We start from the raw sequence: 16027 nt of genomic DNA, 5'->3' as shown, positions 1-16027 counted from the left end.
ATCTGGTGGTAAAACAATTTTACCAATCGTGTCAACTGGACATAGCGCTTGCCCGAGCTACAGTTGTCAGGCGGGGCGGGTTGGTACGGGTGAGTGGGAGCGGGAGATGGAGGAGGACTCGATCAAGGGGGCGAGCGCTGCCGAGAGCACAGCGCGCCACCTGAAGGACCTGATCCGCGAGGGTTCTCTCAGCCCGGGCGATCATCTACTGCCCGAGCGTGATCTGGCCGTGCAGCTCAACGTGTCGCGCCCGACCTTGCGACAGGGCATCAAGATCCTGGAGGACGAAGGCCTCATCGTCCAAACGCCCACCGGACGCTCGGTGGCCGCCCTCGGCCGCGGGATCACGGACCCGCTGATCGCGCTCATCGCCTCCCATGCGGAGGTCGTGGACGATTACCTGGAGTTCCGGGCGACGACCGAACGGCTAGCGGCCCGCCTCGCGGCCGAACGCGCGAACAGCGTCGATCGCGAGCGGCTCAGCCTCTGTATGGATCGCATCGACCGCGCTCACGAGAGCGGCGTCCGGCGCGAGGAGGCGGAGGCGGATGTCGACCTGCACATCGCGGTCTACGAGGCGAGCCACAACCTCGTCGTTCTGCACACGATGCGGGCGTTGTCCGGCCTGCTCCGTCAGGGTGTGATCGAGAACCGCGAGACCTTGTTCTCCCGTCCGGAGACGCGCGACCAACTGCGTGCGCAACATCGGGCGATCTTCGAGAGCGTGATGGCCGGAAATGCGGAGGAAGCCGCCAATGCCGCTGAGGCGCACGTTCACTACACGCACCACGCCCTAAGTGAGATCAAAGCATCGGAAGCGCGTCTTCAGGTATCGTTGCGCAGGCTGAATGGGGGTCGGGTTTCGACACGGCAGAAAGTCGAGCGATAGGCTCTGATCAGCGCAGTAAAGCCTTTGACGCATCGTGACACCGCGAAACATGCGTCCGCTTTCGGGATCCGCATGGCTGTATGTGAATGACTTAGTTGAGTCGGGTGCAGAATGACTGGACAGGGTGGTTTTGCGACGATCCGCTCTGGAGACGCAAACTGGCTGAAGCAGACACGGTGAACCGGTTCAAAGTCTGCAATCCGACGTGCATGGAAACAGCGAAGGCCTACGCCATCCTGGAGAACATGATAGGCGGCTCGACCCCGGTCTCGTGCGCGGGTTTCGACCCGTCGCTCACACCTGCCTGGAGTTGCGATGGAAGCGAAGGGGGCAGCGTGTCGCCTGATCCGTTGAAGCGAAAGCCGAGTAAGCGGCTCTCGCCGAACCATCACGCCACGCGTGTCATCGCATCTGGGATGGCCGAGCGAAACTGCACGTTGATGCTGGTACCGGAGCGGTGCCGGATATCACAGCTAAACCGCCGCCCGTCGGCATCGACGGTCAGGTCGAACCGATCCGGAACCTGAGCGTGCATCCGGACATGGAGCCGTGCGCCGCCGTTCGAGAGATCGCGGATCGAGCAAGCGATCGAACCGCCGCCAGGCACGTTGATGGTCGCTGGAAGCAAGACGCGGGTCCGGCGCTCGTTGCGCCGCTCCTCCATGCCGACGGTCCAGTTGTCCAGGCTGGTGCTGATGCTCGATACACCACTGGCCGCCTGGCGCATGCTGGTCAGGATTTCCGCCGTCGCACGCGTCTGCTCGTCCATCGAGCCACTGACCCCGTCGACGTAGGCGCTGATCGTATCGATCGCCGCGGTGATGGTCGTCAGGTTGGCCGCCACCTCGGACGACACGGCTTGCATGCCGGCGACCTCTCCGCTGATCCGGGCTGTAGCCGCGGCCGCCTGACTGGCAAGCTCCTTCACCTCAGTCGCAACCACGGCGAAGCCCTTGCCGGCCGATCCGGCCCGTGCCGCCTCGATCGTCGCGTTCAGGGCCAACAAGTTGATCTGCTGGGCGATGCCCGCGATCACAGCCCCAACGCCGTCCATCGCGCTGGCGGCGGCCTGCAGGCGTTCCGTGGCGGCATTGGCTTCGCCGGCACGTCCGTGGATGTCGTCGACGACGGTCTTCGACTGCGCCATACTGCGCGAGATCTCCAACGCAGCGGCGTTCATGGTCTCGGCCGCGTCGGTGACCGCCTGGACGTTGTCGATGGTCTCCTCGGCCGCCTCTATGGCGACCGAGCGGGCGTCCATGTTGGCAGTCACGTCCGTGGCGTACTTGACGATCTTGGTCAGCCGGCCGTTCGGGTCGAAGATCGGGTTGTAGCTCGCCTGGATCCAGACATTCCGATTGCCCTTGCCGAAGCGCTGGAACATGCCGGTGGCGAACTCACCCGCCCGCAGCCGGTCCCAGAATGCTGCATACTCCGACGTCTTCGCGTAGCCAGGCTCGACGAACATGGCGTGGTGCTGCCCTCGGATCTCCTCGATCCGATAGCCAACTGCCTTGAGGAAGTTCGCGTTGGCATCGAGCACCGTTCCGTCGGGGGCGAATTGGATCACCGCTTGTGACCGATTGACGGCGGCGAGCTGCCCCGTCGCGTCGGTGGTCTGCAACTTCTGCGCCGTGATGTCGGTTGCGAACTTGACCACTTTCACCGGCTGGCCGTTTCGATCCCGAATCGGATTGTAGGTCGCCTGGATCCACACCTCGCGACCTCCCTTGGCGATGCGCCGGTACTCGCCTGAGGCGAACTCTCCACGCGCGAGGCGCGCCCAGAATTCGCGATACCCCGTTCCCGCCCGCTCGGTGGCCTCGACGAACAAGCCGTGGTGGCGGCCCTTCACCTCATCCAGACTATAGCCGACGGCGTCGAGGAAGTTTTGGTTGGCGGTCAGGATTGTGCCGTCGAGGGTGAACTCGATCACTGCCTGCGATCGGTGCAAGGCATCGAGCTGTCCATCATGATCGATGTTGCGCAGCACCTGCGCCGTGACGTCCGTGGCGAGCTTGACGATCCGCGCGACGCGCCCGTTGCGGTCGAGCACGGGATTGTACGTTGCTTGGATCCAGACGGTACGACCGTCCTTGGCGATGCGCTTGAACTCGTGTGTCTGCGCCTCGCCACGCCGCAGGGCGGCCCAGAACGTGCGGTATGCCTCGCCGTCACGCTCAGCTGCTGGGACGAACAAGGTGTGATGCTGCCCCTTCACCTCCGCAAGGCTGTAGCCCATCAGAACGAGGAACAGGTCGTTGGCGGCGAGAACGGTCCCATCAGGGGCGAACTCGATCCGAGCCCTAGACTTGTCGATAGCCGCCATCAAGGCACGCAGGTTGGCGTCGAAGAGCGGCACCGCAGATGTCTCCACGTGCCACGACGGCACGAGTGCGATGAAAGGGGGAATTTGGTTAAGCGGGCGTCACGCAAGCGATGAGACGCTTGATCGCACCCGCCACAACTTTGCCGCCCCGTATAACAACCAATAGTAGCAATCTAGTGAATGTGGAGGGCAAGCTTCATCTTCGGGTAGATGCCGCACTGGATGACGAACTCGCTGGGCTCCCTGAGGATCAGGCTCGCCAGGTTGCTCGTTCCACCATGCCGGTCGGAAGTGTCATGACAGTCGCTGGATGGCTGCTTTTGGGCGGCGCCGACGGTGGTCCGAGTGGCTGGGTTGGGTCGCTACCGGACTGTCCGCTCGGGGCGGTTTTCCGCCAGCCCGCTTTCGGGTGGCCATGCAGTAAGAGCGGACACTACCAACGCGCCCGTTCAAGACCCACTGCCGAAGGGGGGATGGACCGCTTCTGACGATCCTTCCTTACCATCTAGAAGTAAGCCCGGTTCCTTCGGCGAGCCGGTGCAGGTCGGCGAGGGTGTCGTCGGGCAGGGCCAAGCCCTCGGCGCGGTTCCGCGTTGCGTTGCGGGCCTCGATCTCGCCTGGATAGAAGACCTCATCGAACCCCTGCGCCAGCGGCACGCACTTCAAGTCAGCGATCAGTTGGTCCATGCGCGTGTTGAACTCCGCCAGCGGCTGGATCTGGGCGATGTCGATCGCGATCATCAACTGCCCCGCCCCGCTACGGTGCTCGGTCTGATAGGGGCCGGTCACCCGCGGCCCGAAGGCGCTGCCGGTGAGCACGCCCGAGAGCATGTCCATCATCAGCGCGATGGCGTAGCCCTTGTGCTGGGCCATCGGCAGGATGATCCCGTCGATGGCCGCCGCCGGGTCGGTCGTCGGCCTACCGGCCGCATCGAGGGCCCACCCCTCCGGGATCGGCTGGCCCTTCTGCTTGGCCAGGTAGACCTTGCCCCGCGCCACTCCGGTATTGGCGATGTCCAGCGCCATCGGCGCGTGCGAGCCGGCCGGGCAGGCCCAGGACCACGGGTTTGTGCCCACCGTCTTCTTGCGGCCCCCCCACGGTGCCATCGCCGGGCTGGCGTTGGTCGATAGGAACGCCACGCAACCTTCGCGCGCGGCCATCAGCGTAAAGTAAAGGGCCGTCCCGAAATGCCCGGAGTTGCGTAGGGCGACCGCGCTGACCCCGTGCGCCTTCGCCCGGCGGATCGCCTCCCGCATGGCATGGGCGGTGAGCACCTGCCCCATTCCGTCGTGACCGTCGATCACGGCGAGACCGCCGGCATCGACCACCGTCTCAGGGCGCGCGACCGGAGCGCAAACGCCCGCCTTCAGCCGCGCTGTATACCAGGAGAGCCGCATGACCCCGTGCGATTGGTGCCCCCATAAGTCGGCTTGGACTAGTGTGTCGGCGGCGAGCTGCGCATCGGGCTCCGGCATGCCGGCCGCAGCATAGACCGCGCTGGCGAAGTCCAGCAGCTTGTCGGCGGGAATGCGTGTGGCGCTTGCCATAAGTCGCTCCTGAAATCTCGGCGAGAGAAGCGAGTGTAAATGTCGGCTTTGGGGCAGCGGCCCGATGACGGCTTACCAACCCGAGCCGAAGTTGCCGGAGGGCTGACGGACGGCCGCTTCTGGGAAGTTGCGATGGCGGTCCAGGCGGCTGGATTGGGTCGTTAGGAGCTCGTCCGGTTTTCCGGCGAATCTGCTCCGAAGCGGACCAGCGGCTTTCGGCCACACACAGCCACGCCGACTGGCGTCTCTGAATGGCGGGGTTGAGTGGTTTCCGGCCAATCGGCTTTGAAGCATCAAACCCAAAGAGCGGTCGTTCGACCCATTGCAGGAGCTGGCCAAACGCCAAAGCCGGCGTCACGGCGGCGCTATTACGACGCTCGCGTTGACTCACGAGTTCGTGAGGCTGTAGCTGAGCAGTGACGGTTCCCCTCGGGGATCAAAAGGGAACGCGGTGAGGGTGACAGCCCGATGCCGTGGCTGCCCCCGCAACTGTAAGCGGTGAGTCCTTCACCACCATGTCACTGGGTCAAGCCCCGGGAAGACGGTGCGAGGGCGATGACCCGTGAGCCAGGAGACCTGCCGTCAGCCGTGGTCACACGCGAAACGCGTCGGGCGGGGTGTCCTGGCGGGTGTTGAAGCGCCGCCCGGTGAGGTAGGCGCCGAGGCCTCGTTCGCGGTGACGTGCCACAGCCGTCCCGAGGTCCCAGGCCCGTGTCCCGTCCCGCTCCGCAATGGTGGCTTCGCGCGTCCGTCGCGTCGCTCGCGCTCGCCCTCCAGGGGGTGACCCCAACCACCGCCCAGAGCCCACGAGCCGAGACCGCCCCGGCATCGGTCGTTCTCGACCCGCTCTCGGTCGAGGGTAGCTACACGGCCGCCCCCAAGTACCAGGTCAAGGACCTCTACAGTGGCACTAAGACGGTCACGCCGCGTCTCTCGCTGCCTCAGCAGGTCGACGTCGTGCCTCAAGAGGTCCTGCGGGACACCGCCGCCACGCGCGTCGAGCGCGCCCTCGACTACGTGCCGGGCGTCGGCAAGCAGAACGATTTCGGAGCCCAGAACCTCGCGCTCTACTCAGTGCGCGGCTTCGCCACCCAGGACATCTTCTTCAACGGCTTCAACATCGCCCGCGGATACAATGGCGCGCCGGACACCCAGAACGTGCAGTCCATCGAGGTGCTTAAAGGACCTAGCGGGGCACTTTATGGGCGCAGCGATCCGGGCGGCACCATCAACATCCTCACTAAGCAGCCCGTCGCCTTGCCCTTCGTCGAGATGGGCACGCTGTTCGGAAGTTTCGGCACGGCGCGCACCACCGTCGACGCCGGCGGACCGCTGAACGAGGAGGGCACCGTCCTCTACCGGTTCAACGGCGCGCTCGCCCGGCAGGACAGCTTTCGCGATTTCGTCGACGGCGACCGCGTCCTGGTCGCGCCCGTGGTGAGTTGGTTGATCAGCCCAGATACCAAGCTCACCGTCGAGGCGCAGTACCTTCGCAACCGTCAGACCTTCGACCGCGGGACGGTCGCGGTGAACAACCGCCTGGGCCTCGTCCCGCGCTCGCGATTCTTCGGTGAGCCGGGCGACGACTCGGTGTCAGAAGCCGGGATCCTGCAGATCCGCCTGGATCACGCCTTCAATGCCGACTGGCAGCTCAGGGTTGCCGGCCACTTCAACACCGGCAGCCTGACCGGCCTGCAGACCGGCGCGACCGGCCTCCTCGACGACGGCCGCACCCTGCTGCGCGAGTTCCGCCGGCACGACTTTACCTGGGGCGTGGCCATCGGTCAGGCCGAACTCGTCGGGCACTTCGCCACCGGGCCGTTCGCGCACACCGTGCTGCTCGGCCTTGAGCACGAGCGCTACAACAGCACCGAGAACCTGCTGCGCTCGACGCCGCGGCTCGACCCGTTCGCCATCGACCTGTTCAACCCGGTCTACGGCCAGCCGAAGCCGCCCATCACGCGGCGCTACAGCGCGAGCGAGAACGTCGGGAACACCGCCGTCTACGTGCAGGACCAGATCGCGCTTAGTCCGGAGTGGAAGCTGCTCCTCGGCAACCGGACCGACTTCTACAACCAGACCTTCCGCGACAAGGTCAGCAACGAGCGCACGGAGCAGGACCGGACCGGCTTTTCACCGCGTGCGGGTCTCGTCTACCAGCCGCTCTCCTTCCTCTCGTTCTACGGCAACGTGGCGGCCTCGTTCCGGCCCAATACCGGCTTCGACATCGCGACCCGCCCCTTCGCCCCCGAGACCGGCTTCGGCTACGAGGCCGGGGTCAAGCTCGACCTCTTCACGGGCTTGAGCGTGACGGGAGCGGCCTTCCACATCGAGAAGGAGAATGTCCTCACCACCGACCCGAGGGACTTCTTCTTCCAGATCGCCGCCGGGGCGGTGCGCAGCCAGGGCTTCGACTTGAGCTTCGTCGGACAGGTAACGCCGGAGTTTCGTGTGATCGGGGGCTACGCCTTTATCGACGCCGCCGTGACCCGCGACGAGGTCCTGAGGGTCGGCTCGCCGCTCCTCAACATCCCGCGCCACTCCGGCAGCCTGCTCGGCGTCTACGAGGTCCAGGCCGGCGACTGGAAGGGTTTTGGGTTCGGCGGAGGCGTCCGGGCCGTCGGCTCGCGTCTCGGGGACAGCGGCAACGAGCGGTTCCGGCTCCCGGGCTACGTGCTGACCGACGCCCTGGTCTACTACCGCTACGAGAACCTGCGCTTCGGGCTAAACGTCGATAACATCTTCGACGAGACCTACTACGAGCGCTCCTACAACGCCTTCTGGGTCGGCGTCGGCGAGCCCCGGCGGGTGATCGTCAGCATGACGGCGCGGTTCTGATGGGCGTGCATCCGGGCATTCTGGAGGCGACGGCAGAGGAATCGGCCAGGACCGGACGCATCGCCTTTATCGACGCCTTGCGCGGGCTGGTGATGGTGCTGATGCTCCTCGACCACCTGCGCGAGACCTGGTTCCTGCACGTGCCCGTCGCCGACCCGATGGATGCCAGGACCGCCATGCCGGCCCTGTATCTCGCCCGCCTCGCGGTCAGCCTGTGCGCGCCCATCTTCATCGTGCTGACGGGGGTGGCCGCGTACCTGTTCAGCACCCGGCACACCCTGGGGGAAACGCGCGCCTATCTCGTGAAGCGCGGCCTCGTCCTGATAGCGTTTGAGGTCTTCTACCTCTCGGAGCTGTACTGGGGCGTCGCCAGCCCGACGCTGTGGCTTCAGGTGATCTGGTGCATCGGCGTGTGCATGATCGTCCTGGCCGCGCTGATCGGCCTGCCGCGGTCGTTTCTTCTCGCCGTCGGGATGCTGCTCGTTTGCGGTCACAACCTCCTCGACCCGATCCAACTCCGGCCCGATGATTCCTTCTTCGCCGTCTGGGCCATGCTGCACCAGCGCGACGTCATCGCGCTCCCATTCGGTCTGGTGGCTAAGACGACCTACCCGGTGCTTCCCTGGATCGGGGTCATCCTGCTCGGCTATGCCATCGGTCCGTGGTTCCTGCCCGGCGTCGCCGCGGGTACGCGGGAGCGCCGCTTCGCTGCAGCCGGCATCACGATGCTGGCCGGTTTCGCGCTGCTGCGTCTGGCGAACGGCTACGGCGACAAGCCCTGGTTCGTCGTCGACGACAGCGCCATGCGGACCGCGATGAGCTTCTTCGCGCTGACGAAGTATCCGCCCTCGCTGCTGTTCCTTCTCCTAACGCTGGGGATCGGAGCACTACTGCTCGTCGTGTTGGAACGCCTGGGCGACCGCCCGGCCGTCGCCGCGCTGGCGGTGTTCGGCGGTGCGCCGCTCTTCTTCTACCTGCTTCACCTGACGGTTGTGCGGCTGCTCTACCACGGCGCGTTCGCGATCTGGGGAGCGACGCAGAACACTGTGTTCGGCATCGACAACTACGTGTGGGTCGTGGTCTGGTACGCGGTGTTGATGCCGCCCCTCTACTTCCCGACGGCTTGGTTCTCGCGCCTCAGGGCGTCGCGGCGCGACCTCGCTTGGCTCAAGTACCTCTAGGGTCAGACCCATCAGCTTGGGCATGCGACGGTCTGGTTACCAATCAGCGAAGTCATTCGAGTGCGGCCGTTTCCATACCGCACGCGTGCGCGTTTTCCGGAGCTAGGCAGCCATCGCCACTGCGCGGCCGAGCCCGGCAGTATCTTGAGACCGGATATTCGAGTGTTGTCCAAGAAACGGTTCAAGCCGCATCCTTTCCTGGCCCAGTAGGTAGTCGCCTCGGCTACAAGTGACGCGGCAACACTCGACACCGGCTTGATGGATACGAGGGGTCACCTAGTTGCCACACGCGGGCATTCTCTGGATTTTCCTCAGCGCGAAAGGCCCTTCGGTAGATTGACCCGGCGTCTACCTGAACCGTAAGTGGATGAATGCGCGGGTGCCTGCCTCGGACGGTCCAAGGCCGCGCGATCATCGCCATGATCGCGCTCTACGCGCTCGTGCTGCAAGCCTTCCTCGGTGGCCTTGTTGCGTTGCCGGCTGCGCCGCTCGGCAGTGTAATCTGCGCCGAGCACGACGGTTCGAGCTCATCCGGTGATCAGGGTCCTGCCTGCCACCAACACGCCTGCTGCACGGCGGTCCAGGCCGTGCAGCTGATCCACCCAATGCTGACGGTGTTCGCGACGGTGGCCTGGGCTCCACCCCAGGTAGCCCCCGTGGCCTGGCGCGACGCCGGCATGGTTCAGGCGCGTGCGCCCCCCCAACAGTCCGTAAGCCCACGAGGTCCGCCGGCCGTTTGACCGATCCGTCGTCAAGATCGCTCAGACCCGGACCTCACCCATGTCACAGTCCCTCCAGGGCGACGCGACGGCGTTCACCGCCGTTGCTGTCGCGCACCCGGCGCAGGATGCCGTGTACCGCGCCGTGTGGCGCTGGCATTTCTACGCCGGCCTGCTCTGCCTGCCCTTCCTGATCCTGCTGTCCGTCACAGGCTCGCTCTACCTTTTCAAGGACGAGATCAACGGCACCCTGTTCGCCTACCGAACGGCGGTGGCGCCACAGGCGAGCCGCCCGCTCAGCCCGGACATCCTGCTCTTCAACGCTACGGAAGCCGTACCGACGGCGGTGCCGGTGTCATTGGCCGACCCCGCCGATCCAGCCGCCACGGCCGTGGTGACGATGGCCGAGGGGCCGCGCAGGACCCTCGTCTACCTGAACCCCTACAACGGCGACGTGCTTGACCGGGTGGACCGCGACAGCGAGTTCATGATGGTGGTGCGACGCCTGCACAGCCTCGCGTATTTCGGCACGGTCGCGAACGGCGTCATCGAGGTCGTGGCTGGGTTCGCCATCATCCTCGTGGTCACCGGCACCTATCTCTGGTGGCCACGCCAGCAGACCGGCGGCGTCGTCAGCGTCCGCGGCACGCCGCGCAAGCGCGTCTGGTGGCGCGATCTACACGCGGTCACGGGTATGGTCGCGGGCGCCGGCCTGTTCTTCCTCGCCGCGACCGGCTTGCCCTGGTCGGTCTGGTGGGGCCAGCAGGTCCGCATCCTGTCCAACGAGGCCGGCGTCGGCCAACCGCGCGCGCTTTGGGCGAACAAGCCCGTATCGAACGTGCCTATGCAGGAGATGCTCACCACCACCGGTTGGGCGATGGAAGATGCGCCAGTGCCGGTCTCGCAGCCGAGTGCGACCGCTGCCATCGGCCTCACACGCGCCGTCGAGATCCTGCGCGGTCTCGGAATGCCCCGCGGCTTTGAGATCTCGCTGCCGGTCGGCGAGACCGGCGTCTACGCGGCGGCGGCCTACCCGAAGGACGTAACCGCGCAGCGGATGATCTCCCTCGACCAGTACACCGGCAAGCCGCTCGTCGACGTACGCTTCGGTGACCTCGGTGGCGTCGCCCGGGCCATCCAGTACGGCATCGGCATCCACAAGGGCGAGCACTGGGGTCGTGCCAACCAGCTCGCGATGCTCGTCTTCTGCCTCGCCACCATCCTGCTGTCGGTCACGGCTGCGGTGATGTGGTGGAAGCGCCGGCCTGCCGGTCGCCTCGGCGTCCCGCCCTGGCCGCGAAGGCGCGTCGCCGCCACGGTGACGGCGATCGTGCTCGGTCTCGGCGCTCTCTTCCCGCTGACCGGCCTAGCCATCGTCGGCATGATCGTCGTCGACCTCGTCATCCAGATCCTGCGACCGCGCTTGGCGCCCTGATCTGTCCGGTCTGGGACGAACGCGTCCCGGATGCCCCCAGTTCTAATCCCCTTTCCCGGTCGCAGCGGTCGCATCCGCTTGCTGTCCCTCGACGAGTGTCCGTCATGTCTCAATGCCGCCCCGGCCATCGAGCCCGTGCGCTCGGCCTGATCCTGGCCGCCAGCCCGCTAGCTATCACCGCCGCACAGGCCCAGGGCGCCGGCCAAGCAGTCGCCCTGGATGAGATCTCCGTTACCGCGGAGGGCAACGGCGCGTCGGGTGGGGTGCTGGCCGCGTCGGCCGGCGCTCCCGGGCCGGGCCTGCCGCCGGTCTCCGCCCCGACTCCGCTGGACAAGCCCGTCGGCGAGGTCGTTACCAGCGTCGGGCGCGAGGGCGTCATCGACAACCGCGCCGCTACGACCGTGGCGGACATCCTGCGCAATAGTCCGGGCGTGACCGTGCGGCAGGGCAACGGGCCTCGCGACGTCGTCGTCTCGATCCGCGGCAACAACGCCCGCGCCACCGGTGTCTCGCGCAACTTCGTCGTGCTGGAAGACGGTTTTCCCGTTACCCAGGCGGACGGCTCCTCCCGCTTCGACCTTGTCGACCCGCGCGCCTACTCGCGCATCGACGTGTTCCGCGGGCCGCAGTCGCCGTTCTTCGGCAACTACGCCACGGGCGGGGCGCTGAACTTCGTCACCCGCCGCGGTTCCGAGATCAACGGCGTCGAGTACGGGGTCGATGCCGGCAGCTTCGGCTACCTCAACAACTACGCCACTTTCGGCGGGGTCAGCGGCCCGTTCGAGTACAGCCTGTTCACCAGCGACACGCGGGGCAACGGCTTCCTCAGCCACAACTCATTCGACACCCAGACCATCAACTTTCTGGGCACCTACGCGCCGACCACGGACGACCGCTTCACCCTGAAAATCATCAACAACGAGGTCTCCACCGACCTGCCGGGGCGCGGCTCGCTCAACCAGTTCCGGCTCAACCCCTTCCAGCGGGGCTGCGCCACGGCCGCCGCGGCGGCCCCCGGCTGCGTGACCTACAACCTGCTTCTCAACGGCCGGAACGGCGCCACCGTGCCGGTCACCGCCGACGAGGGCGCCTTCGTTCGCGGCGACCGGCGCACCATCGTGGGCGGACGCTGGGAACATGACTTCGATGCCTTCACGACCTGGCGCACCCAACTCGTGTTCGACGACCGCCAGATCAACCAACCCTTCTACACGAGCTCAGGACGCGGTGATTTCCCAGGCTTCAACTTCCTCACCGACTTGACCCGGCGCGGCGACCTGTTCAGCCTTCCGGCGACCGGCTACGTGGCGCTCGCCTACAACACCCTGGACAGTCACAGCCTAACCTACAATCGCGCGCCCTACGGCGGCCCGCGGCTCGGCGCGCTGACCGCCGATCTTGAGGCTACGCAGGCCAACCTCGGCGGGCGCGCGCGGATCGAGGTGCAGCTCTCGGAGCAGTGGATCGCGGTGGCCGGAATCAGTGCCGAGAACACCACGATCAACGGCCGCAACATCACCTATGGCTTCCCGGCCGCCGGCGGCTTCACGACCACCCTAGCCAACCTCGACCGCAGCTTTCTCAACGTCGCGCCCGAGCTCGCGCTGGTGTATCGGCCCAACACAGACTGGCAGTTCCGGGGTCGGGTCGCCACCGGCTACGCCACGCCTTCGGCCTCGAACCTCACCGTCACGTCCGCCGGTGTGCCCGGCAACAACGGGCAGCTGCAGACACAGGAGAACCTCGGCTTCGACGTCGGAGCCGACTGGACGCCGCTGCCCGGCGTCCGATTCAGCGTCACGGGCTTCTACGAGTTCTTCCGCAACGAGCTCGTCACGCAATCGCCCGGTGCTGGCCTCCTAAGCTACACCTTCAACGCACCGGCCTCGGAGCATCGCGGCGTCGAGGTCGGGGCGGACTGGGCTTTCTCGCCGGGCTGGCGAGCAACCGCCGCCTACACCTTCGACGACCAGATCTACACCAAGTACGTCGAGCAGCTCAGCGCCGGCAGCCTCACCAGGCGGTTCGACCGCGCGGGCAACCACATCCCCGGCGTGCCTGCCAACCAGCTTCTCGCGCGCGTGGGCTACGAGCAGGCCACAGGCCCGTTGGCCGGTCTGGGCGCCTATGTCGAGACGGTGTTCCAGGACGAATTCTTCATCGACAACGCCAACCTGCTGAAGGCGCCCGGCTACGCCATAGTGAACCTGAACGTCCACTACACGACGGAGCTGGTCGGCTACGCCAAGCGGTTGAACCTGTTCTTCGAGGCGCGGAACGTCTTCGACAAGACCTACATCGCCTCGGCCCAGAACCTCGCAAATTCGATCAGCGCAACCTCCGGCCTGCAGAACGGCGCGAGCGTCCTGGCCAACACCACCGGCTCGGTGTTCGCGGGAGCTCCGCGCAACTTCGTCGGCGGCATGCGGCTGGCATTCTGATGCGATCGAGGAGCACAGCGCCCGCACCCATGCAGGCCCCGCGACGGCGTGTCTTCCGCGCGGCCATCGCGGTGGTCGCCCTGTACGCACTCGCGCTTCAGGCGGCGCTCGGCGGCGCGAGCCTCACGGTCTTTCTCGACCCTGTTCACGTCATTTGCCAGCCAGACGTAGCCATCGACAACGGGCTATCCAAGTCGCCTCTCTCTCATCATGGGCACTTGAAGTGCTGCATCGTCGCCCATGTGGCGGGATCCGCGGCTGTCCCGTCCATGGAGGCGGTTCCCGTCGCCTGGCCCCTCCGCCAAGCCGTTGCCGTGACCTGGCGTCCGGAGGTCCTCGCCTGTCCGCGCGGGCCACCAGGAGCCAGAGCCAGTGCACGCGCGCCGCCCGTCGCCTGATCGGTCGCATCACCCCGATCCTCCAGGCCACGGACCTCATGCCATGTACCGAATTCCCCGGGTCAAGCTCTACGCCGCCCTGCTGTTGACGCTGCTCGCCACCACGTCGGTCTTCGCCCAGACCGCCGCGACCCAGTCCGTCACCCTTTCCGAGCTCAGCGTCTCCGGCTCCGCCGGACCGCTGGCCGAGACGCAGCTTCCACCGGCCGCCCAGGCGGCGAGCCTGACCGTCCCGACCATCGAGCAGGCGCGCGCGGAACTTCAGCGCACGCCGGGCGGGGTCGCCCTCGTGCCGGACACCTACTTCAAGAACAGGCCGGCCCAGACGCTCAAGGACGTGCTCGACTTCGTGCCTGGCGTGATCGTGCAGCCCAGGTTCGGCTCGGATGCCCGGCTGTCCATCCGTGGCTCGGGCCTCTCCCGCAACTACGGCAACCGCGGCATCAACGTTTTCCAGGACGGCATCCCCATCAACACCTCCGACGGCCTCGTCGACTTCTTCGAGATCGACCCGACCGCCTACCGCTACGTCGAGGTCTTCAGGGGCGCCAACGCGCTGCGGTTCGGCGCCAACGCGCTCGGCGGCGCGATCAACCTAGTCACGCCGACAGGCCGAGACGTTTCCCCCTTCGAGGCCCGCATCGATGCCGGCAGTTTCGGATACCTAAAGGGGCAGGCCGCCACCGGCGGGGTGTCGGTCCCGTTCGACTACTTCCTCACGCTGTCCGGCGACCGGTTCGACGGCTTCCGCGAGCACAGCGACGGAAATTCGGTTCGGGGCAACGCCAACTTCGGCTACCAGTTCTCGCCGGACGCCGAGACGCGCTTCTACGTCAACGCCAACACCATCAACCAGCGCATCCCCGGCGAGGTGACCCGGCAATCCGCGCTGACGAACCCACGTGCCGCGAACCCGGTCTGGGTCCTGCAGGACCAGCAGCGCAACATCGACTCGGTGCGGCTCGCCAACAAAACCACGCTGCGCTTCGACGAGACGACCCTGGACTTCGGCGTCTTCACGGTCCAGCGCCACGTCGACCATCCGATCTACGAGTACCTCGACTACACGGTGCAGGACTACGGCGGCTTCGTCCGCGCGACCGACGACAGGGTCATTGGCGGCTTTCGCAACCGCCTGGTCGTGGGCGTGAACGTCGACAACGGCACCATCGACTACAGGCAGTTCGTCAACCTGAATGGCGCCGTGAAGGGCCCCCTAACATTCTCGACCCTCGACCGTTCGGAGAACCTGTCGGCCTATGCAGAGAACTCGTTCTTCATCCTGCCGAACGTCGCCCTCGTCGGGGGCGGCTTCTTCCTGCGCGCGGTCCGCGACCGGAAGGACCGGCTCCTGACAGACGGCGACCAGTCGGGCCGCTCCACCTACGACATCGCCAAGCCGAAGTTCGGCGTGCTCTGGGACGTCGACCCCACGTGGCAGGTCTACGGCAACGTCTCGGGCAGCGCCGAGGCGCCGACCTTCGACGCGAACTCCTTCGCGACCTTCGCAACCTCAAACCTGCGCGCCCAGACCGCGACCACCTACGAGGTCGGTACGCGCGGGGTCCGACCGGACCTGAGCTGGGACCTCTCGCTCTACCGCTCGGAAATCCAGAACGAACTGCAATGCCTGACGACGTCGATCTTCAGCCCCTGCAGCATCGTGAACGCGGACCGCACCGTTCACCAGGGTGTCGAGGCCGGTCTCGGGGTGGCGTTCCTGAAGTCGCTCGTCACGGTTGAAGACCGTGTCTGGTTCAACGCCGCCTACACCTACAACGATTTCTTCTTCGTTCGCGACGCGCTCTATGGCAACAACCGCTTGCCCGGCGTGCCGACCCACTACCTGCGCGCCGAGGTGCTCTACCGACACCCTAGCGGCTTCTACGCCGGCCCCAACGTGGAGTGGTCGCCGCAGTCCTACTTCGCCGACAACGCCAACAGCCTGACGGTGCCCGCCTACGCGCTCCTGAACCTCAGGATCGGCTTCGATCAGGGCTCGGCTTGGTCAGGCTACCTTGAGGCACGCAATCTCCTGGACAAGCGTTACATCTCAAGCGTGGCCATCGCCGGCATCGCTAACGCCAGCTCAGAGATCTTCAACCCTGGCACCGGCCGGGCAATCTACGGAGGCCTTCGGTACCGGTGGTGAGGATTGTTCCCGACCCATGATGGTCGTGCAACGTCCCTTTAGTGAAGGCTCGAAGCGGACATCAGCTCGGCGCCCACAATGCGGTCGAGGAAAATCT

9 protein-coding genes and 1 riboswitch are annotated in these 16027 nt (G+C 66.1%); of the genes, 7 read left to right on the top strand and 2 right to left on the bottom strand.

Annotated features, from left to right (window positions below; genetic code table 11):
• The first annotated feature begins 106 nt into the window (after positions 1-106).
• Positions 107-889, top strand: coding sequence for an FCD domain-containing protein (locus MCBMB27_RS27365; RefSeq protein WP_058608339.1), 783 nt, complete (start codon positions 107-109; stop codon positions 887-889).
• A 388-nt stretch (positions 890-1277) separates the two neighbouring features.
• Here the strand turns inward: MCBMB27_RS27365 and MCBMB27_RS27360 are convergent, their stop codons facing one another.
• Together MCBMB27_RS27360 and MCBMB27_RS27355 are read right to left on the bottom strand one after the other, a co-directional pair.
• Entirely contained in the window at positions 1278-3251 is a 1974-nt protein-coding gene (locus MCBMB27_RS27360) for a methyl-accepting chemotaxis protein (RefSeq protein ID WP_012319505.1), read from the bottom strand.
• Between the two features lie 465 nt (positions 3252-3716).
• Complete coding sequence (locus MCBMB27_RS27355; protein WP_075381789.1) at positions 3717-4766, bottom strand: Ldh family oxidoreductase; 1050 nt, start codon at positions 4764-4766, stop codon at positions 3717-3719.
• A 403-nt stretch (positions 4767-5169) separates the two neighbouring features.
• Positions 5170-5364, top strand: a riboswitch (cobalamin riboswitch).
• Between the two features lie 113 nt (positions 5365-5477).
• Here MCBMB27_RS27355 and MCBMB27_RS27350 point away from each other — a divergent pair.
• From MCBMB27_RS27350 to MCBMB27_RS27320, 6 genes are all read left to right on the top strand, one after another.
• Entirely contained in the window at positions 5478-7604 is a 2127-nt protein-coding gene (locus MCBMB27_RS27350) for a TonB-dependent siderophore receptor (RefSeq protein ID WP_083683763.1), read from the top strand.
• Positions 7604-8785: an acetyltransferase domain-containing protein gene (locus MCBMB27_RS27345; protein ID WP_075381788.1), complete on the top strand. Its 1182-nt coding sequence runs from the start codon at positions 7604-7606 to the stop codon at positions 8783-8785. Before MCBMB27_RS27350 ends, MCBMB27_RS27345 begins: the two co-directional genes overlap by 1 nt.
• Before the next feature lie 419 nt (positions 8786-9204).
• On the top strand, positions 9205-9525 hold the full coding sequence (locus MCBMB27_RS27340; protein WP_335633058.1) for a hypothetical protein: 321 nt from the start codon (positions 9205-9207) through the stop codon (positions 9523-9525).
• A 40-nt stretch (positions 9526-9565) separates the two neighbouring features.
• Positions 9566-10939 (top strand): PepSY-associated TM helix domain-containing protein, encoded by a 1374-nt coding sequence (locus MCBMB27_RS27335; protein WP_075381786.1) that lies wholly within the window; start codon positions 9566-9568, stop codon positions 10937-10939.
• Between the two features lie 104 nt (positions 10940-11043).
• Entirely contained in the window at positions 11044-13380 is a 2337-nt protein-coding gene (locus MCBMB27_RS27330; protein ID WP_075381785.1) for a TonB-dependent receptor family protein, read from the top strand.
• A gap of 441 nt (positions 13381-13821) precedes the next feature.
• A complete protein-coding gene (locus tag MCBMB27_RS27320) occupies positions 13822-15930 on the top strand; it encodes a TonB-dependent receptor family protein (protein WP_075381783.1) in 2109 nt (702 codons plus the stop codon).
• The last annotated feature ends 97 nt before the right edge of the window (positions 15931-16027 follow it).

The sequence above is a fragment of the Methylobacterium phyllosphaerae genome (genome assembly GCF_001936175.1).
GTDB classification, from domain to species: Bacteria; Pseudomonadota; Alphaproteobacteria; order Rhizobiales; family Beijerinckiaceae; genus Methylobacterium; species Methylobacterium fujisawaense.
The sequence above is the reverse complement of the archived record's forward strand: the minus strand, read 5'-3'. Positions and strand labels throughout refer to the sequence as shown.